We start from the raw sequence: 19,503 nt of genomic DNA, 5'->3' as shown, positions 1-19,503 counted from the left end.
TGCCATAGCGGCGCGGGCGGTGTCGAACCGCCCGCGGGCCCGCGCCGGGCGAGGTCTACGCCTACTGCGGCTCCAGGCCGGTCGCCTTGACGATGGCGCCGTACTTGGCCATTTCGGCGCCGATGTAGGCCTTGAATTCCTGGGGCGGCTTGTAGGCAATGGCCAGTCCCTGGCCTTGCAGCTTTTCCTTTACGTCGGCGGACTGCAATGCCTGGGCCGTGTCCTTGGAGATACGGTCCACCAGGGCCGGCGGCATGCCGGCGGGGCCGAACAGGCCGAACCAGTTGGAAATGTCGAAGTCGTCCAGGCCCACCTCCTTGGCCGTCGGCGTCGAGGGCAGGACGTCCTGGCGCCGGGGGCCGGCGATGAACAGCGGGTGCAGCTTGCCGGCGCCGATCTGGCCGATGATGGCCGGCGCGGTGGCGAAGAAGATGTCGATCTGGCCGCCCACCAGGTCTGCCACGGCCAGGGCCGTGCCGCGGTAGGGCACATGCGTCAGGTTCATGCCTGAGCGCACCCGCAGCAGTTCGCCTGCCAGATGCTGCTGGCCGCCCATGCCGGGCGAGCCGTAGACCAGCGGCGCTTTTGCGCCCTGGCGCTTCAGGTCGGCGTAGGTGGTGGCGGGCAGCTTGGGACCGCTGACCAGCACCAGCGGCGCATCCGCGACCAGGGCGATGGGCTGCAGGTCCTTCAAGGGGTCGTAGCGCATCTGCTTGTAGACCAGCTTGTTGATCGAGACCTCGGGCGTGTAGGCCAGCAGCAGGGTGTAGCCGTCGGGCGTGGCGCGCGCTACCTGTTCGGCGCCTATCATGCCGCTGGCGCCGGACTTGTTCTCCACGATGACCTGCTGACCCCAGCTCGTGCTCAGCTTGGCCGCGAGGATGCGGGCGATCACGTCGGTGGCGCCTCCCGGCGTGTAGGCGACGATCAGGCGCACCGGCTTGTCGGGGTAGGGCTGGGCCTGGGCGAACAGCGGCAGGCAGGCGGCGGCCAGCAAGCCCGCGAGTTTGATTGCGTATCGAAACATGGGGTGGCTCCTGTGCGGTTGCGTGAGTTCAGTTGCGCTGGATCAGCAGCAATGCCTGGCCGGGCAGAGGCAGGCGCGCGTACCCGGTCCAATCGTCCCCTGCTTGCAGCACGCGCTGGGCCGTCAGATCGACGACGCGCTTGAATGCGCCAGCCTCGACCTGGCGTTGCAGCGCCGGGCCGCAGCCGTAGGCCAGTTCATAGGTCTGCCCGCCAGACTGGTAGCGGCACAGGCGCAGGCCGGCCTCGCCGTCGATCCGTTCAACCGATCCGTCGCCCGCGGCTTGGCCTGCGAAGACCGCGTTCAATGCCGCCAGCGCCAGTCCAGCCGGCCGCGGGTCGTAGCGGCGGTCGATCAGGCCGTTGCGCGGAAAGTAGCCCCGGTCCACGTCCATGAAGGTGTCGAAGGAATAGCTGACCGTGTCGGTGGTCCGGGCCGCCAGGAAGGCTTCGGCCACCAGCGCGGCGATGGCGGTGTCGTCGTCGTTCGCCGCCGCCAGGCGGTCGGCCAGCTTGACGCCCACGTTTACGGTCGCGCCCCAGTCCCGCGCCTGGCTGGCCAGTTGCTGATGCGTGGCAATGAGGTCGGCGCCCCAGTCCAGGCGCACGGTGAAACCGTCCAGGTTCTTCTGTGCGAAGTGCGGCAACAGGGCGGTCTGGGCCGCCTCCAGTTCGGAGGCGCGCAGTCCCGTGTTGACGAAATGGCTGTAGTGCTTGCCGTCGAAGTGCTCGTCGTCCGCGCCGGTCCTGATCTTGCAATAGAGCAGGCGGGCGTCGGTATGTTCGCGCAGGCGCTGCAAGGCCGCGCCCGCGTCCGCCAGCGCCTGGGCGTTGAGGTTGATCTCGATGGCAGCAATGGCCACGCCGTGCTGGCGCGCCTGTTGCAGCAGTTTGGCGTCCGGCAGGCCCAGCGAGGTCAGCACGAAGCGGTGGCCGACGTCCGACATGAGGCGGGCGCGGCGCAACGTCTTGTCGTCGCGCAGGTCCTGCGCCGGAATCTTGAGGGTGCGCAGCCCCATCTCCCACATGGACATCAGGGGGTAGTCGTTGCGCGCCAGCTTGCGGCCGAATTCCTGCACGCCGCCGGTGCAGGGGATCTCGACGATTTCGGCCCAGGGGTGCCGCATCTCGACCGCGATGCCGTCGCAGGCGGCGGTCTTGGTGTGGACCGTGGGCAGGGTGCGCGCCGCCGTCTTGCCGTCATCGGCTACGCCGCGCATGGCGCCATGCGTACGGATCAGCTTGGCCACATGGCCCTGCTCGTGCACGTCGACGATGAAATAGCCGAATTTCTCGACGTCGCCGCGGCCGAATTCGTCCGCCGGCGGCACGCGATAGAACTCCGAGAAGTCATGCCGCAGGAAGGCGGTGGACGGCAGCATGTAGATCTCCGCGCGGCCGATGACGTCATACCAGAAGTTGTGGACGTGGCCGGCGAAAACGCCTTCCACGCGCGGATCGGCCAGGCGCGACAGCAGCCAGCCGCGGCCGGGCTCGTCGATGTTGTCGTAGGAGCCGCGCTCGTCCGCATCGTGCAGATAGGGCGGATAGTGCAGCGACACGAACACGCGGCCGCTGGCGCTGGCCAATTGCTCATCGATCCAGGCGCGTTGCGCGGCATCCGCCGCCAGTCCGGAGTTGAACAGCAGGGAGTTCAGGAACAGGAAGCGGGCGCCGCCATGGTCCACCGCGTAATAGTCCGGCCCGAACACCTGGCGGTACTTGTCGAGGTAGTCGTCGCAGACGATGTCGGCCGGCATCCAGTCGATGCGCTTGTCGCCGACGTCATGGTTGCCGGGTACCAGGTGCAGGGGCATGTCGATCTGCCCGGCGATGGCCTTGAAGCGACCGGCGGCCTCCTCGAACGAGGGCATGCTGGGCACCGGGTGGACGATGTCGCCCAGGTGGATCGTGAAGGCGGGGGCGGGATCGAGGGCGGCAATGTCGGCGAAGACGTGCCGCGCGCGGGCATTGGCGCGGGCGTTGGTAGCAAAGGGCGATGCGCAGGTGTCTTCGGATTCGTTGACGTGGGTGTCGGCCACGACGGCAAAGCTGAACAGGCGGGCGCCCAAGGGCTGGCGGGAAAAGCGGGGATTCGTCATCAACTGGCCTTTCAATTTCAATAAATGGAATTCAAGTGTTTATAGTGAACGGAATGTTTGTATTTCGGCAGGCGATATACTGTCAATGCTCCGGAACCCTAGGCCGCCATGCATTCCAAAACCCCGCTCAACTACGAACTCGAATCCCGCGCCTCGCTGGAAGCGCACCCGCGATTTGCCTCCACGCTCTCCAATGGCCTGGACGTGCTCAAGTGTTTTTCTGCGTCCGAGCCGCAGTTGGGCAACAAGGAAATCGCCGAAATGCTCGGCCTGACGCGCCCGACCGTGTCCAGGCTGACGTTCACGCTGGTGGGGCTGGGCTATCTGCGGCGCGACGAACGCACCGGCAAGTACTCGCTGGGTCCGGCCGTGCTGACGCTGGGCTATCCCCTGCTGGTGCATCTGACGTTGCGGCAGCTGGCCGCGCACGACATGATCGAACTGGCGCGCTATGCCAAGGGGCCGGTGTCCATGGCCATCCGCGACCGGCTGCAGGTGGTCTATGTGGAAACGGTGCACGATGGCGCGTCGAACGCCTCGCGCCCGGATATCGGGTCGGCGCGCCCCTTGCTGCGTACCGCCACTGGGCGCGCGCTGCTCTACGCGCAGACGCCGCAAGAGCGCGAGCTCATCTGCGGCCGCCTGGCCGAGGAGTATCCGGAGGACTGGGAGCGTTTCGGACCGTCATTGCAGCCGGCGTTCGAGGCCATCGATCAGCACGGCTTCTGCGTGGTCAGCAAGGATTGGCGGGCCGAGCTGTGCGGCATCGCCACGCCCATGCGCTATCGATCCAATGACCTGCCGCTGGCCTTCAACGTGACGATTCCGTCCGACAACCTGGACGAAAAGCATGTCTACGAAACCCTGGGCCCGCGCCTGCGGACCCTGGTCAAGAACCTGGAGTACCGCATCGGGATCATGTGAACGAGGGCGGCGTTTATCGCGCGCGGCGGATATGCGGGATAATCGCGGGCACTGATCTGGAGATACACATGTACTGGAAACTGGTCGCGGCTTCGGCGCTGGCCCTGGGCCTGGCAGGCTGCTCGATGGGCATTTCGTCCGGCGGTTCGTCGCCGCACAGCGAATTCAAGGCCCCGGTGAGCTTCAAGGATGCCTACGACGCGGCGATCCGGCAGGCCAATGCCTGCCTGCGCAGCACCGACAACGCCTACCGCGTGGTGGACACCCTGAACGAAAGCGCGCAGTCCGGGGTGGTGCAGGTGCTGGCGCCCTACAGCGACAATGAAATGACGCGGGTCGAATTGAAGGCGGCCGGCCCCAAGACCACCGATGTGCGCATCGTGGTGTGGGGCAAGGGCACCTGGGACGCGGCCGCGATGCGCGCGATGCAGGACGCGGTCTATTACAGCCTGGTGTCGTGCAGCAGCTACATGCCGCTGGACCCGCGTCCGCCGGTCAAGCCCTCGCGCGACCTGCCCAACTGACGCGCAGGCGCCGGCGGCTTGCCGCCGCCTGCGCGCTCAGTCGCCGCCAGGACGGCGGCGGATGATCTTGAACGTGGCGGTGGCGCGCGCTACCAATTCACCGTCGGCGCGCCGGACCTCGCCTTCGCAGAAAGCGATCGAGGCGCCGCGGCGCAGGCAGCGCGCCTCGATCACCAGGTCGCCCGTGCCGGGCGACAGGAACGAGGTGTTCATGTCTATGGTGGCCATGCCTTCGGTGCCGTCGGCCGAGCCGCGCGCGGCGGCGCTGAGGGTGAAGTCCAGCACGCTCATCAGCGTGCCGCCATGCACGTCGCCGCGACTGTTGGTCAGGTCGGCGCGCCAGGGCAGCGAGGTGCGGGCGTAGGCCGGCGCGATGCTCTCGGGCACCAGGCCGACGAAATGCATGAAGGGAATGGTCAGGCCGAAGTAGTCGGTTTGGGTGGTTGAGGGTGCAGTCATGGACCGTTGCGGGCGGGAATGGGAAGTCGGTTGTCGCCGGTCATAATATATGTTTTTGCCACGGGACTTCAGGCGATGAACGGCTCATGGGGGCAGCACCACCATGAATGAATTACGCAAGATCGTGCACGTGGACATGGACGCGTTCTACGCGTCCGTGGAACAGCGCGACAACCCGGACCTGCGCGGCAAGCCCGTGGTCGTGGCCTGGACCGGACCGCGCTCGGTGGTGTGCGCCGCGTCCTATGAGGCGCGGCGTTTTGGCATCCATTCGGCCATGTCCGCGGCCCGGGCCGAGCGCCTGTGCCCGCATGCGATCTACGTGCCGCCGGATTTCAACCGCTATCGGGATGTCTCGCGCCAGGTCAGGCAGATCTTCGCCCGCCATACCGACCTGATCGAACCCTTGTCGCTGGACGAGGCCTACCTCGACGTCACGGTCAACAAGCTGGGGCTGCCTTCGGCCACTGAGGTCGCCCAGGTCATCCGGCACCAGATCCGCGAGGAAACCGGACTGACGGCCTCGGCCGGCGTCGCGCCCAACAAATTCCTGGCCAAGATCGCGTCCGACTGGAACAAGCCGGACGGCCTGTTCGTGGTCCGGCCTGCCAAGGTGCTGGCCTTCCTGGAACCCTTGCCGGTGCGCAAGGTGCCGGGCGTGGGCAAGGTGACGCAGGCGCGCCTGGAGCAGTTGGGCATCCATACGGTGGGGGACCTGGCCACGCACAGCGCCCAGGAACTGGAGCACTATTTCGGCCGCTACGGCCGGCGCCTGTACGAACTGGCGCGCGGCATCGACGAGCGCGAGGTGCAGACCGACCAGCCCTTGCAGCAGGTCTCGTCGGAGACCACGTTCTCGCAGGATATCCGCCTGGACGCGGTGGGCGAGGCCATCGACCGCATGGCGGAACGCGTGTGGGACCAGGCGCTGAAGAAGGGCGCCTTGGGCCGCACCGTGGTGCTCAAGCTGAAGACGGACCGTTTCCGCATCCTGACGCGCAGCCAGACCAGCCCGGGTCCGCCCGGATCGGCGGCGGAGCTGGCAGCCGTTGCCAGGCTGCTATGCGAGCGCGTGGATTTGCCGCCGGAGACGTTGTACCGGCTGGCGGGGGTGGGAATGAGCAACTTCGCCGACCCGCAGGAGCAAACGCGCCAGCCCGATCTGTTCGGGGGCGCGTTCTGAACTGAGCGGGGCGGCTGGCTACCGTGCCTGGCGGGAAGCCTGAGCGGCAGCCAGGCACGGGCGGCAGCCAGCCCCGGCAGGGCTCAGGCCAGGCGGGCCTTCACTTGCTGGGACAGCGCGGTCATGTCGGCGCGGCCGGCCAGGGCCTGCTTCAGCAGGGCCATGACCTTGCCCATGGCGGGCGCGCCGGTCACGCCTTGGGCGGCCACTTCGGCCAGCGCGGCGTCGATGGCGGCCGCGACTTCCTCGGGCGTGGCGGCTTGCGGCAGGAACTCCTGCAGCACCAGCAGTTCGGCCTTTTCCTGTTCGGCGGTTTCGGTGCGGCCGGCCTGTTCGAACGCGGCGATGGACTCGCGGCGCTGCTTGACCTGCTTTTCGATGATGGCGGTGATCTCGGCGTCGTTCAGGTCGCGGCGTTCGTCCACTTCCTTCTGCTTGACGGCCGCCAGCAGGAAGCGCAGCGTGGTCAGGCGTTCGGCGGCCTTGGCGCGCATCGCGTCCTTGACGGCATCGGAGAGGCGGGTCTTGAGCGTAGCAGTGCTCATGGGTAAACCTTTGTGGTGTTGCGTCAAACAAGCAGTGTAAACCGGCGGCCGGCGATCTGGCAGTGGCCGTGCCGCCCCTTACTTCACCTTGGCCAGGTCGCCGCGCAGGGCGACGCCGGCCACCATGGCGCCGGCATGGCATTCGTAGTCGGTCTTGCTGCTGTATTCGTTCTTGCGGTAGTAGCTGACGATATTGGTCACCGCGTTCGCGCCGGCCTTCTTGGCCGCTTCGTGCAGCGCGATGATGGCGGATTGGGCCACCCACAGGCAGGCGTCTTCGTCCTTCTTGGCGAAGGCGTTGGTCTTGCGGTTGGTGATGACGCCCGCTTCCAGCACCGCGCCCTTGGGGCCGGTGCCGGCCAGGTAGAACTTGACGCTGCCGTCGATCTTGCCGGCGGCCTGGGCGGCTTCGACCGCGGCCTGCATCGGCAGATGGACGGTACGATCCGCGGCGAGGGCCGGCGCGGCGCAGGCCAACGACAGGAACAGGGCGGCGGACAGCTTGTAAGAGACGTTCATGGCAGGCATTCCATTCATTTGAGGGGAAAACGCGGCTGATGCGGACATCATCGCCAGCGGCGGAAAATCAACGACGTGTTGATGCCGCCGAAGGCGAAGTTGTTGTTCATGACATATTCGTTACTCATGCCGCGGCCTTCGGTCAGGTAGTCGAGTTCGCCGCAGCGCGGGTCGACGTTGCGCAGGTTGAGCGTGGGCGCATACCAGTCGCGATTGAGCATTTCGATGCTGAACCAGGACTCCAGCACGCCGCAGGCGCCCAGGGTGTGGCCCAAATAGCTCTTTTGCGAGCTGATCGGCATGCGGCTGCCGAACAGGCCGTGGGTGGCCTGGGTTTCGGCGATGTCGCCCTGTTCGGTCGCGGTGCCGTGGCCGTTGACGTAGCCGATGGCCTCGGGCGGCAGGTTGGCGTCGGCCAGCGCCATTTCCATGGCGATGCGCATGGTGCTGGCCTCGGGCCGCGTGATGTGGGTGCCGTCCGAATTGCTGCCGAAGCCGACGATTTCCGCATGGATGCGCGCGCCGCGCGCCAGCGCATGGTCCAGCGATTCCAGCACCAGCATGCCGCCGCCTTCGCCGATCACCAGGCCGTCGCGGTCGCGGTCGTAGGGGCGGGGCGTGAGCTCGGGCGTGTCGTTCTTCTGGCTGGTCGCATAAAGCGCGTCGAACACCAGGGCTTCGCTGGCGCAGAGTTCTTCCGCGCCGCCCGCCAGCATCAGCTCCTGGCGGCCGTAGCGGATGGCCTCGTAGGCATAGCCTATGCCCTGGCTGCCCGAGGTGCAGGCGCTGGACGTCGGAATGATGCGGCCCTTCAGCTCGAAGAAGATGCCGACGTTGGCCGCGGTCGTGTGGGGCATCATGCGGACATAGGAGTTGGCGTTCAGGTCGTCCGTCACCCCATTGAGCAGCATGTTGCCGAAGGCGCGGATTTCCGCCGTGCTGCCCACCGAGGAGCCGCAGGCCACGCCCATGCGGCCGTCGGCGATGCGCGGATCGCCCAGCAGCGCCGCGTCATCCAGCGCCAGCTCGGCCGCCCGCACCGCCAGCTGGGAAACCCGCCCCATGCTGCGCAGCTGCTTGCGGGTCCAGTGCGCGGGCGTCCGGAAGTCTTCGATGGGGCCCGCCAGGCGGGTATTGAGTTCGGCGTAGCGCGACCAGTCGGGCATGACGCGGATCGCGCTGCGGCCCGCCTGGAACGCCTGCTGCACGCTGGCCCAGTCGTTGCCGAGCGCGCTGATGCCGGCCATGCCGGTGATGACGACGCGCTTCATCAGCACAGCCCTCCGTTGACGGCGATGACCTGGCGCGTGATGTAGGCGGCGCCAGGAGACATCAGGAACACGACGGCGGCGGCCACTTCCTCGGGGCGCCCCATGCGCTGCGCCGGCACGGCCTTCAGGATTTCCTCGACCGGCACGTGCTCGTCGATCATGTCGGTGTCGATCAGCCCCGGCGCCACGCAGTTGACGGTGATCTGGCGCTTGGCCAGTTCCACCGCCAGGGCCTTGGCGGCGCCGATCAGGCCGGCCTTGGACGCGCTGTAGTTGACCTGGCCGCGGTTGCCCACCAGGCCGGACACGGACGCCATGCAGACCACGCGGCCGGCTGCGCGGCGGCGGATCATGGGCATGGCGAGCGGGCTGAGCACGTTGTAGAAGCCGTCCAGATTGGTGCGCAGCACCTGGTCCCAGTCATCGCCGGTCAGGGCGGGAAACGCGCCGTCGCGGGTCAGGCCGGCGTTCAGCACCACGCCGTAATAGGCGCCGTGCGCGTCGATGTCGGCCTGCAGCGCGACGGCGCATTGCTGGCGGTCGGCCACGTCGAATTGCAGCACGCGCGCCTGGCGTCCGCGCGCCTGGACTTCGGCCTGCACGGCGTGCGCCTGGTCGAGTTGCTGGCGGCAGTGCAGCACCAGGTCGTGGCCGGCGTCGGCCAGGGCCAGCGCGATGGCGCGGCCGATGCCGCGGCTCGAGCCGGTTACGAGGATGGGGGCAGCGCTCATTCGGGTGATTCTTCCTGGATAAAAGCGGTGGGGTCCTTGGGCTGATAGACGTTCAGCCTGGCCTCGGCCAGCAGGCGCGCGTCGTCGCGCAGTTCGCATTCGAAGACGCTCATGCCGCTGGCGTCGACCAGCCCGCGGCGCGCGTGGATGGTCAGGCGGGCGCCGGCAGGCAGCGCGTCGGCATGGCATTCGTAGCGCCGCGTGCCGAGCAGAAAGCCCAGTTTGACGGGCTCGCCGGCCTGGCGCGCCTGGCAGCCGGCCCAGGCGCCCACGGCTTGCGCCATCAGCTCCATGCCCATCCATGGCGGCAGCGAGCCGTCGGGCAGCGAGTAGGGACCGGGTTTGACCATGGCGCGCGCGGTAATGCGGTCGGCATCCTGGCTGCAGACCTCGTCGATCAGGATCATGTCGCCGGCGTGCGGCAACAGGCTGGAGATGGGCCAGGACGTCATGGCTGCGCTCCCAGGACCAGGCTGGCGTTGTTGCCGCCGAAGGCGAAGGAATTGCTCATGGCCAGGCGTGGCCGGCCCTGCGCGTAGCGGTGCTGCGCGGTGCTGAAATCCAGCGCCGGCAGCGCCGGATCGGCCTGGCCGTCCCAAACGTGGGGCATCAGCAGGCCAGCGGCATTGCCGGCGGACAGGGTGGCCCAGGCCAACGCCGCTTCCAGCGCGCCGGCCGCGCCCAGCGCGTGGCCGGTGAGCGCCTTGGTCGAGGCGCAGGGCACGCCCTGCGGAAAGACGGCATGCATGGCCTGGCTTTCCATGGCGTCGTTGTGCGTGGTGCCAGTGCCGTGCAGATTGACCCAGCCTATGTTGCCCGCGTCCACGCCGGCGGATTGCAGGGCGGCCTGCATGGCTGCCCGCGCGCCGGCGCCGCTGGGCTCGGGTGCGGACATGTGCCAGGCGTCGGAGCTGGCGCCGCCGCCCAGCAGCGCCACGGACCGCTCGTCGGCGGGTTCGCGCTCCATCAGGAACAGGACGCCGGCTTCGCCGATATTGATGCCGCGGCGGTTGGCCGAGAATGGCAGGCACAGCGTGTCGTCGATGGCTTCCAGTGTGGCGAAGCCGTTGATGGTCAGGCGGCACAAGGTATCGGCGCCGCCGCAGACCACCGCGTCGCACAGGCCCGAGGCCAGTAGCCGGCGCGCTGACAGCAGGGCGCGGGCGCTGGAGGTGCAGGCCGTGGATAGCGTGTAGGCCGGTCCGGTGACGCCCAGCCAATCCGCGAAGAACGCGGCGGGCGACGACAGGGCCTGGCGGCGGTAGTCGTAGCTGTCCGGCCACGCGCCCTGCGCCGCCAGTTGGCGGAAGGCGGGCGCGTTGTCATTGACGCCGGAGGTGCTGGTGCCCAGCACCACGGCGACGCGGGCGGCGCCATGGCGGGCCACCGCGGCGCGCAATTGCGGTTCGATCTGGAGCGCGGCGGCCAGCAGCAATTGATTGTTGCGGCTGCGATGATGGGCGGGCAGCGTCTCGGGGATGGGAGGCAGCGCGCCTGCATGGCCGCCCAGCATCAGCGTGCGGCCATGAACCCAGTCCGATTGCGGACGCATGCCCGAAGTGTCGCCGGCGAATGCGGCGCGGGCCACGGCGTCGATGCCGGCGCCCAGCGCGCACACCACGCCGGGCGTACCCAACCAGCTGTTCATGGCTGCTCCTTCAAGGGCGAGATCCGCCAGGTGACCCTGTCGGCGGTGGTGATGGTGAATGTGCCGGCTTGCGCGGCTTGCGGCCAGCGCACGCTCCAGCGCGGGCGGCCGCCTTCCAGCAGCTCGCGTTGGGACGCGCCGCCGTCCTGCCGGCTGGCGCGCCAGTGGCCGGCGCCGTAGGCCGCGTCCAGCTCCGCTTCGGGCGTCCACGCGAAGATCAGGGCGGCGAACAGATCGCGCGCCTGGGCGTTGGGCCGCAGGAAGCCGTCATTGCGCCATTGCCCGTGTTCCAGCATCTGCCGCGCCTGCGGTACGCCCATGGGGTCGAACAGCGACCAGCGCAAGGCGGCGCCTTCGCGCTGCACCACCAGCAGCGTGTCCAGGGCGGGCTGGCCGGCGGCGGACTGCACCACGTGCAACTGCCGCGGTAGCGAAAAGTCCGCGTCGCGCGCCGGCACGGGCGGCGCGCCCGCGCAGCCCGCCAGCAGGGCGAGCGCCGCGGCCGCGGCCAAGGCGCGCGCGGCGGAGAGGAGGAAGCTGCGGGCGGCGGCCATGGTCGGGATCAGGCGGGCAGCGGCTGCGTTTCGGCGCCGCGGCAAAGCTCGCTCAGCATGCGCAGGCGGCGTTGCGGGTTGGCGACGAAGGGGTTGTTCTGGTCCCAGGCGTAGCCCGCCAGGATGGAACTGATCATGCGGCGGATCTCGGGCTGCGCGTTCTCGTAGAAGACCACGTCCTGGAATTCGCCGCTGTACCAGCCCTGGACATAGGCGCGGAACGTTTCCACGCCCACCATCAGCGGATCGGCGAAGTCGGCCTGCCAGTCGACCTGGTCGCCGCTCAGTTGGCGATGCAGCGCGTCGGCCGCCAGCTTGGACGAGCGCAGGGCGATGGTGACGCCGGAAGAAAAGACCGGGTCCAGAAATTCTGCCGCGTTGCCCAGCAGCGCGTAGCCGGGGCCGTGCAGTTGCCGCACGCTGGCCGAATAGCCGCCGATGGTATTGGCGGGCGTATCCCAGACCGCGTTCTGCAAGACGCGCTTGAGGTTGGGCGCGGCATCGGCCATCTCGCGCAGCGTGGCCATCAGGTCCTGGCCGGGGCCGCCGAAAAGGTTCTCGCCGCCGACGACGCCGAACGAGCAGCGGCCATTGGAGAAGGGGATCAGCCAGTACCAGATGCCGCGTTCTTCCGGGTGCACGCTGATCAGGATCTTCTCGCGGTCGAAGCCGGGATCGTCGATGCGGTCTTCGATATGGGTAAAGATGGCCTTGCGTGGCGGCATCGACGAGGGGCGCTCCAGGTCCAGCAGGCGCGCCAGCACGCGGCCGTAGCCGCTGGCGTCGAGGACGAACCGGCTCTTCACCTGGTAGGGCGTGCCGTCGGCGCGACGCACGTCCAGCAAGGGGCCGTCGCCGCCGAAATCGGCTGCCGTCACTTCCTGCAAGTAGCGCACCTCCACGCCCTGGCGGGCGGCATCGTCCGCCAGCACTTTGTCGAAGTGCGCGCGCTGCACCTGGAACGTGGTGCCGGGGCCGGCGCTGAACTTGTCGCGGAAATCGAAGTGCGTGTAGCGGTCGCCGCAGGCGAAGGCCGCGCCGTTCTTGACCTGGAAGCCAGCGGCTTGCACCGCCGGCAGCATGCCTGCTTCTTCCACGAATTCCAGGCAATGGGCCAGCAGGCTTTCGCCGATGGAAAAGCGCGGGAACTGCTGGCGTTCCAGCATCAGGACATCATGTCCTTGTCGTTTCAACAGGGCGGCGGCGACCGCGCCCGCGGGGCCTGCGCCGATGACTACAACTTCCCGATGTTCCATGCCAGGTATGTCCATTTAGTTATTGAAAGCAGGATGCGGCGCGGTCTCGCGCGGCGGGTTGATCCAGGGCGCCCAGAGCAGCGAGAAGGCCACGCCCAGGGCCACCGCGAGTCCGAAATTGGCGATGGCGGGGGTCTGGCTGATGGCGAGCAGGCCGAAGGACAGCAAGGTGGTGGCGGCGCCCAGCAGGATGCCGACCAGGCTGGCGGCCGCGCCCGCGACTCGCTCGTACATGAAGATGGCGTAATCCACGCCGATGGCGGAAACCAGCAACAGGCCGAACAGGCTGAACAGGGTGAGCGGCTGGCCCAGGTAGCCCAGCGCGGCCAGGCTGCATGCGGTGGCCGCCAGCGGCACGGCCAGGATGCGCCAGGCGGCGGCGCGTCCCAGGGTCAGCAGCAGCAGGGCGGCCGCGACCACGTAGGACAACAGCTTGAGTTCGGCGGCTTCGACCCGCGTCGCCGCGAACATGCGGTTCAATTCGCCGCTGCGGTCCACCAGCGTGACGTCCGGCGCGGCGCGGGCGATGGCCTCCAGCGCGGACGCGTCGCGCAGGCCCAGCAATGTCACCATGCCTGCGGCTTGCCCATCGCGCATGCCCAGCCACAGCGGTCGCCAGCGTTCCGCCAGCGGACCTTGCAGCGCTTCGTCGATTGTCTGCGGCGGCAGCGCGGCCATGGACTGGAGTTCCTGGCGCAAGGCTTCGTAGGGGATGCCGAGGTCGGTGACCGGCTTCCAGACTTCCGGTTGCGTGGCCAGCGCGGCCAGCTTCGAACCCAGCGCCTGCTGCGCGGCGGCTGGCGAGACCAGCTGGCTCAAAGCGTTGTAGGCAGCGAGATCGCCGCGCGCAACCAGGGTATCCAGCGCCTGCGACACCAGCGCCTGCCTGCGCAGCAGTTCGTCGGCATCAGGCGCGCGCACCAGGAAGAATTGGCTGGTCGGCATGAAGCCCGTGATTTCGCCGATCTGGCGGGCCTGTTGCAGCAAGGGCGCGGGCAGGCTCAGCCACTGCCGCAGATCGTCCTGGATGCTCAGCCGGCCGATGCCGCCGGCGGTGGCGGCGAACAAGGCCAGGGCGCCCAGCCAGAGCATGGCGCGGCGGCCGGCCACACGTGCGCGCGCGCGCAGCGCGGCCTCGGCAAAGCGCAGCAGCGGCTGCCAGGGGCGGGGCCGCCAGCCATCCATCCAGGCCGGCAACTGGCACACGGTGCAGGCGTACGCGCCCAGCAGGCCGGCGGCCGAGAACACCGCGGTCTGCGTCAGCGCCGGAAACGGGGTGAACGCCAGCGCGACGTAGCCGACCAGGCTGGCGGCGAGGCTGATGGTGAGCCCGGGCAGGACGCGCCGCAGGGCGGGCCAGGCCTGCCAGTCGGCCATGCCGTAGCTCTTGCCCAGCCAGTGCATGGGGAAATCCACCGCGACGCCGATCAGGCTGGCGCCGATCACCAGGGTCAGGACGTGGATGGAGCCGAACACGGCCACGCAGGCCACCGCGCCCGTCAACAGTCCGACGGCGACCGGCACGAAGGCCAGCAGCGCGCGCACGCGCCGCAGCGCCAAAAGCAGGACCAGGACGATGCCGATGGTGGCCACGGTGCCGATCCAGCTGCTTTCTGCGACCGCTTGCGCCCGGCCCGCGGCCGCGTACAAGGGGCCGCCCGCCACCAGCAGTTCGGCGCCGGCCGCGCTCAGGGCCTGGCGGTCCAGTTCGAGTTGAGCGGCGATCTGCTGGGGGGCAGCGGCGTCGAAGGCGTCGCCGCGGGTTTCGGCGCGCACCAGCACCCAGCGCCTGCCGCCGTGCTCGGCCTGCAGGGTACCCGTGCCCATGTCGTACTGCACGGCGCCGCCGGGGCGCAGCGCCTGCTCGGCGCGGCGCGTGAGGCCCAGCCAGTCCTGGTCCACCGGCACCAGGCCGGAGGACGAAAACGGGTCCGACAGTTCGCGCGCGCGGCGCTGGGCGTAGGCGGCGGGGTCGGTCTCAAGCTGGCGCCGGTCCGCCGCAGGCAGCATGGCCAGGCGGCCGGACAGCAATTGCGCGCGCAGCGCGGCCACGTCGACCTGCAGTTCCACCTGCACGGATGAGTACAGGCCGCTGTCCGTCCAACGCTGCGCCAGCAGGCGCGCGGGCGTGGCGGAGTCCGCGCCGGAAGTCGCGGCGACCAGCGCGATGAGCTGGCGCGACAAGGGCTCCTGGATGCGGGCCTCGGCCAGCTGACGCGTGGCGTCGGCGCCGGCTTGCGGCACCAGTTCCATCAGGTTGGCCGACACCGGCCAGCCGTGGCGGCTTTGCCAGGCGCCGGCGCAAAGAATCAGCAGCAGCCCCAGCTTGAACAGCCGCGGCAGCCAGCGCTCAATCGGCGAACGCACGTTGCTCCTCGGCGCTCAGGGCCTGCGCGGCTTGCGCATCCGTCATCTGCAGCACGCTGCGGTCGCCCTGCGTCTCGCGCAGTTCGATGCGGTCCACCAGCGCGCCGCCGTTGATCTGGATGTTGTCGAAGATCTGGCGCAGCAGGACCGAGCGCGGCGTCAGCAGCAACTGCCATGCTTCCGCCCGGCCGGTGAGCGTCAGGTCGAAGTTTTCGCGCAGTCCGGCGGTGTCTCCCGCCAGCACCGACAGGAACAGCCGGTTCTCGCGGCCGGCACCGGAATGCTGCGGCAGGGCCTGCCATTTGCCGGCTTCGTCGCGCCGGAAGATGCCGTTGGCGTTGATGCGCAAGTCCTGCGCGATCGGCGTGCGCAGCAGCCATAGCAGGCCCTTGCCCGCCGCCAGCGTGAAGTCGCCGCGGCTGGTCAGCGGCTGCGGCAGCGAGCGCAGGAACTTCTGCTGCACGAAGTGGCCGCGCACCACGGGCGTGGCGCTCAACTGCCGCTGCAGATCGACCAGGTCGAAGGCCCGGGCGGCAAAGGGCAGCAGCGCCAGGGCCAGCAGGGCACACAGGCGGCGCGCGAAAACCAGGCAGCGCTTCATGCGGGTGTCTCCATCGATTGCAGCTTGCGCTTCACGGCATCGACCAGCGCCGCGGGCGAGGCCAGCTGCATTTCGCGGGTCTGGATGCAGACCGCCACCTGTTCGGACGTGGCGCGCGTCAGGCGCTGGCCGCTGGCGGCGTCCAGGATCAGATAGTTGATCTTTAGGCGGTGTTCCCATTCCACCAGTTCGGCGCGCACCAGCAGGCGCTGGCCGAACTGCGCGGGTTGCGCATAGCGCAGATGCAGGTCGATCACTGGCCAGGCGTAGCCGCTGGCGCGCATGGCGTCGTAGTTGTGCCCCAGCCGGTCCAGCAGTTCGCAGCGGGCCTGCTCCAGGTACTTCACATAGTGGCCGTGCCAGACGACGTGGAGCGAATCGACGTCGAAGAAGGGCACGCGGATTTCGACTTCAGCGCCGATGGCGCCTCGTTTACGCATCGTCTTTCCAGAAGGGATAAAAGTTGAACCATTGCAGCGGCGCCTGGCGGCAGTGCGCGGCAAGCCGGCAGGCATAGCGCTGGGCCACTTCGGCGATCCGGGCCTGGCGCGTGGCGCGCGTCCATTCGATGCAGTCGGACAGGCGTTCCATCGCCACGCGGTAGCGCGCGCCGTGGCGCGTGCAGAACAGCAGATTGACCGGGCAGCGCAGCAGCCCGGCCAGCAGCCAGGGGCCTTGCGGGAGCAGGGCGGTGGCGCCCAGGAAATCCACGGGCGTGCAGCGGTCGCCTTGCAGCGGCACGCGGTCGCCGGCAATGGCCAGCCATTCGCCGCGGTCCAGGCGCTGCGCCAGGTCCAGCATGGCGGGAGCATCCAGCTCGCTGACCTGGATCATGCGCAGCCCGCCGCCGGCGTCATGCAGCAGGCGGCTGAAATGAGCCGCGTGCTTGTCATGGACCAGCACGTTGAGATGCAAGGTGCCGCTCTGTTCCGCCAGCGCGCGGCAGACCTCGATATTGCCCAGGTGCGAGCCGACCAGGATCTGGCCGCGGTTCCTGCCCATCTGCGCGTGCAGGCCGTCGGGGTCGGAGATGTCCAGGTCGGCCATGGCGATCTTGCCTTGCCAGACATCCAGCTTGTCCAGGATGGCGTTGGCGAACGCGAGGTACTGGCGATAGACGGGCATGCGGCGCGGCAGCGGCTCGGCCAGCGCCCCGGATTGCGCCAGCCGGCGCTGGTAGGCCGCGATCGAGCGCCGGGCGCGGCCGCCGGAGACATAGAAATACAGCACGACCATCCAGACCACGGGCGCGACGAGTCTGCGTCCCAAAGTGCGTGCCGCCCAGGTGGTCAGGCGCATCAACGCGGCGCTGCCGCGTTCGGGCTGGCCGGCCCAATGCTGGTCGGCGGCGCTCATGGCTGCGGGCCTCCCGCAAGCCGCCGCCACAGCAGGGCCGGCGAGCGCGCCAGCATGCCAAAGAAGAGGCGCGCATGCATGCGGCTGATCAGCAGGTTGTCGCGCAGGCCCTTGAAGTGCGAGATGCCGCCTTCCGGATAGGCCACGCGCGTCGGCAGCCACACCATCGCCACGCCGCGCCAATGCAGTCGCACCAGGACGGCGATGTCGAAGTCCATGCGCCGGCCCACTTGTGCGCCGTCGATCACCGGCAGCACCCGGGCCAGCGGGTAGACGCGAAAGCCGCACATGGCGTCGGGGATGTCGAGCGAAAGCGTATTGATCCAGACCCACACGCGCGTCAGCCAGCGGCCGTAGAGGCGGCTGCGCGGCACGTCGTCGCCATAGACCGGCGCGCCGCAGATGAGGGCGCGGGGCTGGGCGCGGGAGGCTGCCGCGAAGGCGGCCGCGTCCGCCAGGGCGTGCTGGCCGTCGGCGTCCACCTGCAAGGCATGGGTATAGCCCAGCGCGGCCGCCGCGCGCAGCCCGTCCTGCACCGCCGCGCCCTTGCCGCCGTTGGCCGCGCGCCGCAGCAGATGCGTATGCGGTTGGGCCGCCAGCGCATCCAGCGTGGCCGCGCAAGCCGGCGCGGAGCCGTCGTCCACCAGCACGCAGGGCAGGCCCTGCGCGGCGAGTTGCGCGTGCACCGCGATTACCGTGGCGCCGTGGTTGTACACGGGAATGAGCGCGCACAGCTTATGCGGGGTCATGGCTGCCCGCCTGCAGAATGCGGCCGGAAGAGCAGGGCGCGTCGTTGAGCGTGAAGGCGAAATACAGCTTCTGCTTCGAGGCGTCCCATTTCAGCGCCAGCACCGCCACGTCGCCCGGGCGCAGCAGCCGTTGGAATTTCAGGGCTTCCATGCCCGCGAAGCGCAACTCGGGATGGAGGTCGCGTTGCGCCAGTGACATGGCCCAGCCGATCTGGACCACCCCGGGCACCACGGGGGCGGTGGGGAAATGGCCGCTGAAATGGGCCAGGTCGCAGGGGATTTCCAGCGTGTAGCGGCGTTCGTGGTCCGCCGGGGGCGGTAGCGCCACCGCTACGGGCGCGAGCGGCCGGGGGCCGGCTGCCGCCTCGAATGCGCTGCGCGGCAGCTTGCCCTGGGCGTTGGCGGGCAGCTGTGCAAAGAAGCGCCAGGTGCGGGGGATGGCCAGCGATTCGAAGCCTGCGCTCAGGTGCGCGCGCAAGGCGTCCACCACCGCCTTGCGGCCCTGGTTGCGCAAGGCATGCAGGCCGCCGGCCGACAGGGCCACCAGGGCCGCCAGGCGCGCGGCCCCGGCTAATGCGCCCAGGCGCGCCTCCGCCACATAGGGATGGCGCGCCAGCGCCTGCTCCAGCATGGGCAGGGAAATGCGTTTTTCCTCGATCTTCACGATGCGGTCGAGGCGCCCAAGCAGGCGGAAGCCGCCATCGGCGAGTTCCGCGCCATCGGCGGTCTGCGCCTCGGCCGGGTTGACCCAGGGCGATTGCACGCGCAGCGCGCCTTCGTCGTTGAGATCCACGGTCACGCCAGGCAGCGGCCGCCAGGAGCTGTTGCCTTCGCGCCAGGCGACGGCCCCGGTTTCGGAGCTGCCGTAGATCTCGCTGGGGCGCAGGCCCAGATGCTGCGCGATATGGTCGGAGGCCTCGGCGGGCAGTTCGCCGCCGGAGGAGTGGACGCGGGTCAGCCGGCCGCGCAGCCGGGTCCAGTCCAGCCGTTGTCCCAGGCGGCGCAGCAGCGCGGGGCTGGCGATCCAGGTGCAGGCTGGATGGCGCAGGCTGGCCTGCTGCAGCTCTTCGGGATAGAGACGTTGCAGCCGGTCCAGCTGGCGTCCTGCGCACAACGGCCACAGCACTCTGAAGGGCAGGCCGTACATGTGCTGCGCCGATACGCTGCCCAGCACGGGACCGTGCGCATCGGGCCATTGCTGCTGCAGCGCACGGACTTCTTCCATCAATTGCCGCCAGTGCTTGGCGATATGCTTGGGCGTGCCGCTGGAGCCGGAGGTGCACAGCACCAGCGTCAGCGCCGGGTCCAGCGCGGCGGGCGCCAGCGGCGCGCCGTCTTGCAGGTCGGCCAGGCGGCATAGTCGTTGCGCCGGCAGCGGCAGTTCCGCGTCGCTCAGCCAGGCGTCCACCGTGGCGTCGAGCGTGGCGCAGGTCTGCGCCTGGGCGTCGCCCGGCAGGATCGCGACCACGCCGGCGCGCCAGCAGGCGAATAGCGCGATGGCCATCTGGGCTGCGTCTTCGAACCAGAGCGCGACGCGCCGCAGCGACCGCGCCTGCAAGGCGCCGGCGGCCTGCAGGCTGGCGCGCGCGAATGCCTCGCGCGTCAGGGGCGGCTCATCGGCGACCAGGGCGCCGGCCAGGTCGGGCGGGACGGGCAGCAGCAACTGCGCGAGATCGGTCCAGGCCATG

General features: G+C 69.2%; 20 protein-coding genes. 3 read left to right on the top strand and 17 right to left on the bottom strand.

Annotated features, from left to right (window positions below):
• Nucleotides 1-61 precede the first annotated feature (61 nt).
• Together AC6LKD_RS23725 and AC6LKD_RS23720 are read right to left on the bottom strand one after the other, a co-directional pair.
• On the bottom strand, nucleotides 62-1,027 hold the full coding sequence (locus tag AC6LKD_RS23725; protein WP_013392978.1) for a Bug family tripartite tricarboxylate transporter substrate binding protein: 966 nt from the start codon (nucleotides 1,025-1,027) through the stop codon (nucleotides 62-64).
• A 28-nt stretch (nucleotides 1,028-1,055) separates the two neighbouring features.
• Nucleotides 1,056-3,128, bottom strand: coding sequence for a metallophosphoesterase (locus AC6LKD_RS23720; protein ID WP_498117651.1), 2,073 nt, complete (start codon nucleotides 3,126-3,128; stop codon nucleotides 1,056-1,058).
• 108 nt (nucleotides 3,129-3,236) lie between these two features.
• On the opposite strand from AC6LKD_RS23720, the gene AC6LKD_RS23715 reads away from it, so the two are divergent.
• Together AC6LKD_RS23715 and AC6LKD_RS23710 are read left to right on the top strand one after the other, a co-directional pair.
• Entirely contained in the window at nucleotides 3,237-4,052 is an 816-nt protein-coding gene (locus AC6LKD_RS23715; RefSeq protein WP_013392980.1) for an IclR family transcriptional regulator, read from the top strand.
• A 68-nt stretch (nucleotides 4,053-4,120) separates the two neighbouring features.
• The gene (locus AC6LKD_RS23710; protein ID WP_207471718.1) at nucleotides 4,121-4,576 is read left to right on the top strand and encodes a BPTD_2524 family lipoprotein; all 456 of its coding nucleotides are present in this window, start codon (nucleotides 4,121-4,123) and stop codon (nucleotides 4,574-4,576) included.
• Nucleotides 4,577-4,612: 36 nt separating this feature from the next.
• Here the strand turns inward: AC6LKD_RS23710 and AC6LKD_RS23705 are convergent, their stop codons facing one another.
• Nucleotides 4,613-5,035 carry a PaaI family thioesterase gene (locus AC6LKD_RS23705; RefSeq protein WP_013392982.1) on the bottom strand — a complete coding sequence of 141 codons (423 nt, stop codon included), beginning with the start codon at nucleotides 5,033-5,035 and terminating at the stop codon, nucleotides 4,613-4,615.
• A 103-nt stretch (nucleotides 5,036-5,138) separates the two neighbouring features.
• Between AC6LKD_RS23705 and dinB the strand changes: the two genes are divergently transcribed.
• Nucleotides 5,139-6,218 (top strand): DNA polymerase IV, encoded by a 1,080-nt coding sequence (gene dinB / locus AC6LKD_RS23700; RefSeq protein WP_498117650.1) that lies wholly within the window; start codon nucleotides 5,139-5,141, stop codon nucleotides 6,216-6,218.
• A gap of 83 nt (nucleotides 6,219-6,301) precedes the next feature.
• Here the strand turns inward: dinB and AC6LKD_RS23695 are convergent, their stop codons facing one another.
• From AC6LKD_RS23695 to AC6LKD_RS23630, 14 genes are all read right to left on the bottom strand, one after another.
• Nucleotides 6,302-6,763: a GatB/YqeY domain-containing protein gene (locus AC6LKD_RS23695; RefSeq protein ID WP_013392984.1), complete on the bottom strand. Its 462-nt coding sequence runs from the start codon at nucleotides 6,761-6,763 to the stop codon at nucleotides 6,302-6,304.
• A gap of 78 nt (nucleotides 6,764-6,841) precedes the next feature.
• The gene (locus AC6LKD_RS23690; protein WP_492275437.1) at nucleotides 6,842-7,282 is read right to left on the bottom strand and encodes an excinuclease; all 441 of its coding nucleotides are present in this window, start codon (nucleotides 7,280-7,282) and stop codon (nucleotides 6,842-6,844) included.
• 47 nt (nucleotides 7,283-7,329) lie between these two features.
• Nucleotides 7,330-8,553: a beta-ketoacyl-ACP synthase gene (locus AC6LKD_RS23685; protein WP_498117649.1), complete on the bottom strand. Its 1,224-nt coding sequence runs from the start codon at nucleotides 8,551-8,553 to the stop codon at nucleotides 7,330-7,332.
• Nucleotides 8,553-9,284: a 3-oxoacyl-ACP reductase FabG gene (gene fabG, locus AC6LKD_RS23680; RefSeq protein WP_498117648.1), complete on the bottom strand. Its 732-nt coding sequence runs from the start codon at nucleotides 9,282-9,284 to the stop codon at nucleotides 8,553-8,555. Before fabG ends, AC6LKD_RS23685 begins: the two co-directional genes overlap by 1 nt.
• Nucleotides 9,281-9,736 (bottom strand): hotdog family protein, encoded by a 456-nt coding sequence (locus tag AC6LKD_RS23675; protein ID WP_498117647.1) that lies wholly within the window; start codon nucleotides 9,734-9,736, stop codon nucleotides 9,281-9,283. Before AC6LKD_RS23675 ends, fabG begins: the two co-directional genes overlap by 4 nt.
• A complete protein-coding gene (locus AC6LKD_RS23670; RefSeq protein WP_498117645.1) occupies nucleotides 9,733-10,932 on the bottom strand; it encodes a beta-ketoacyl-ACP synthase in 1,200 nt (399 codons plus the stop codon). Before AC6LKD_RS23670 ends, AC6LKD_RS23675 begins: the two co-directional genes overlap by 4 nt.
• Entirely contained in the window at nucleotides 10,929-11,486 is a 558-nt protein-coding gene (locus AC6LKD_RS23665) for a DUF3261 domain-containing protein (RefSeq protein ID WP_498117644.1), read from the bottom strand. Before AC6LKD_RS23665 ends, AC6LKD_RS23670 begins: the two co-directional genes overlap by 4 nt.
• Before the next feature lie 8 nt (nucleotides 11,487-11,494).
• Nucleotides 11,495-12,742 carry an NAD(P)/FAD-dependent oxidoreductase gene (locus tag AC6LKD_RS23660; protein ID WP_085947859.1) on the bottom strand — a complete coding sequence of 416 codons (1,248 nt, stop codon included), beginning with the start codon at nucleotides 12,740-12,742 and terminating at the stop codon, nucleotides 11,495-11,497.
• Nucleotides 12,743-12,757: 15 nt separating this feature from the next.
• The gene (locus AC6LKD_RS23655; protein WP_498117643.1) at nucleotides 12,758-15,109 is read right to left on the bottom strand and encodes an MMPL family transporter; all 2,352 of its coding nucleotides are present in this window, start codon (nucleotides 15,107-15,109) and stop codon (nucleotides 12,758-12,760) included.
• Nucleotides 15,093-15,710 carry an outer membrane lipoprotein carrier protein LolA gene (locus tag AC6LKD_RS23650; RefSeq protein WP_498117642.1) on the bottom strand — a complete coding sequence of 206 codons (618 nt, stop codon included), beginning with the start codon at nucleotides 15,708-15,710 and terminating at the stop codon, nucleotides 15,093-15,095. The genes AC6LKD_RS23655 and AC6LKD_RS23650 overlap by 17 nt, the downstream gene beginning before the upstream one ends.
• Nucleotides 15,707-16,150 (bottom strand): acyl-CoA thioesterase, encoded by a 444-nt coding sequence (locus AC6LKD_RS23645; protein ID WP_498117640.1) that lies wholly within the window; start codon nucleotides 16,148-16,150, stop codon nucleotides 15,707-15,709. The genes AC6LKD_RS23650 and AC6LKD_RS23645 overlap by 4 nt, the downstream gene beginning before the upstream one ends.
• Nucleotides 16,143-17,066, bottom strand: a complete 924-nt coding sequence (locus tag AC6LKD_RS23640) for a lysophospholipid acyltransferase family protein (RefSeq protein ID WP_498117638.1) — start codon at nucleotides 17,064-17,066, stop codon at nucleotides 16,143-16,145. Before AC6LKD_RS23640 ends, AC6LKD_RS23645 begins: the two co-directional genes overlap by 8 nt.
• Nucleotides 17,063-17,815, bottom strand: a complete 753-nt coding sequence (locus AC6LKD_RS23635) for a glycosyltransferase family 2 protein (RefSeq protein WP_498117637.1) — start codon at nucleotides 17,813-17,815, stop codon at nucleotides 17,063-17,065. Before AC6LKD_RS23635 ends, AC6LKD_RS23640 begins: the two co-directional genes overlap by 4 nt.
• Nucleotides 17,802-19,502 (bottom strand): ApeI family dehydratase, encoded by a 1,701-nt coding sequence (locus AC6LKD_RS23630; protein ID WP_498117636.1) that lies wholly within the window; start codon nucleotides 19,500-19,502, stop codon nucleotides 17,802-17,804. The genes AC6LKD_RS23635 and AC6LKD_RS23630 overlap by 14 nt, the downstream gene beginning before the upstream one ends.
• Between the last annotated feature and the right edge of the window lies 1 nt (nucleotide 19,503).

This window comes from Achromobacter sp. D7-1 (genome assembly GCF_059760445.1).
Note: the sequence above shows the minus strand (reverse complement) of the source record. Positions and strands in the feature narration are given on the sequence as shown.

Excerpts from the sequence above, each read along its gene's own strand:
- AC6LKD_RS23725 (WP_013392978.1), bottom strand. The coding sequence starts at position 1,027 with ATGTTTCGATACGCAATCAAACTCGCGGGCTTGCTGGCCGCCGCCTGC.
- AC6LKD_RS23720 (WP_498117651.1), bottom strand. The coding sequence starts at position 3,128 with ATGACGAATCCCCGCTTTTCCCGCCAGCCCTTGGGCGCCCGCCTGTTC.
- AC6LKD_RS23715 (WP_013392980.1), top strand. The coding sequence starts at position 3,237 with ATGCATTCCAAAACCCCGCTCAACTACGAACTCGAATCCCGCGCCTCG.
- AC6LKD_RS23710 (WP_207471718.1), top strand. The coding sequence starts at position 4,121 with ATGTACTGGAAACTGGTCGCGGCTTCGGCGCTGGCCCTGGGCCTGGCA.
- AC6LKD_RS23705 (WP_013392982.1), bottom strand. The coding sequence starts at position 5,035 with ATGACTGCACCCTCAACCACCCAAACCGACTACTTCGGCCTGACCATT.
- dinB (WP_498117650.1), top strand. The coding sequence starts at position 5,139 with ATGAATGAATTACGCAAGATCGTGCACGTGGACATGGACGCGTTCTAC.
- AC6LKD_RS23695 (WP_013392984.1), bottom strand. The coding sequence starts at position 6,763 with ATGAGCACTGCTACGCTCAAGACCCGCCTCTCCGATGCCGTCAAGGAC.
- AC6LKD_RS23690 (WP_492275437.1), bottom strand. The coding sequence starts at position 7,282 with ATGAACGTCTCTTACAAGCTGTCCGCCGCCCTGTTCCTGTCGTTGGCC.
- AC6LKD_RS23685 (WP_498117649.1), bottom strand. The coding sequence starts at position 8,553 with ATGAAGCGCGTCGTCATCACCGGCATGGCCGGCATCAGCGCGCTCGGC.
- fabG (WP_498117648.1), bottom strand. The coding sequence starts at position 9,284 with ATGAGCGCTGCCCCCATCCTCGTAACCGGCTCGAGCCGCGGCATCGGC.
- AC6LKD_RS23675 (WP_498117647.1), bottom strand. The coding sequence starts at position 9,736 with ATGACGTCCTGGCCCATCTCCAGCCTGTTGCCGCACGCCGGCGACATG.
- AC6LKD_RS23670 (WP_498117645.1), bottom strand. The coding sequence starts at position 10,932 with ATGAACAGCTGGTTGGGTACGCCCGGCGTGGTGTGCGCGCTGGGCGCC.
- AC6LKD_RS23665 (WP_498117644.1), bottom strand. The coding sequence starts at position 11,486 with ATGGCCGCCGCCCGCAGCTTCCTCCTCTCCGCCGCGCGCGCCTTGGCC.
- AC6LKD_RS23660 (WP_085947859.1), bottom strand. The coding sequence starts at position 12,742 with ATGGAACATCGGGAAGTTGTAGTCATCGGCGCAGGCCCCGCGGGCGCG.
- AC6LKD_RS23650 (WP_498117642.1), bottom strand. The coding sequence starts at position 15,710 with ATGAAGCGCTGCCTGGTTTTCGCGCGCCGCCTGTGTGCCCTGCTGGCC.
- AC6LKD_RS23645 (WP_498117640.1), bottom strand. The coding sequence starts at position 16,150 with ATGCGTAAACGAGGCGCCATCGGCGCTGAAGTCGAAATCCGCGTGCCC.
- AC6LKD_RS23640 (WP_498117638.1), bottom strand. The coding sequence starts at position 17,066 with ATGAGCGCCGCCGACCAGCATTGGGCCGGCCAGCCCGAACGCGGCAGC.
- AC6LKD_RS23635 (WP_498117637.1), bottom strand. The coding sequence starts at position 17,815 with ATGACCCCGCATAAGCTGTGCGCGCTCATTCCCGTGTACAACCACGGC.
- AC6LKD_RS23630 (WP_498117636.1), bottom strand. The coding sequence starts at position 19,502 with ATGGCCTGGACCGATCTCGCGCAGTTGCTGCTGCCCGTCCCGCCCGAC.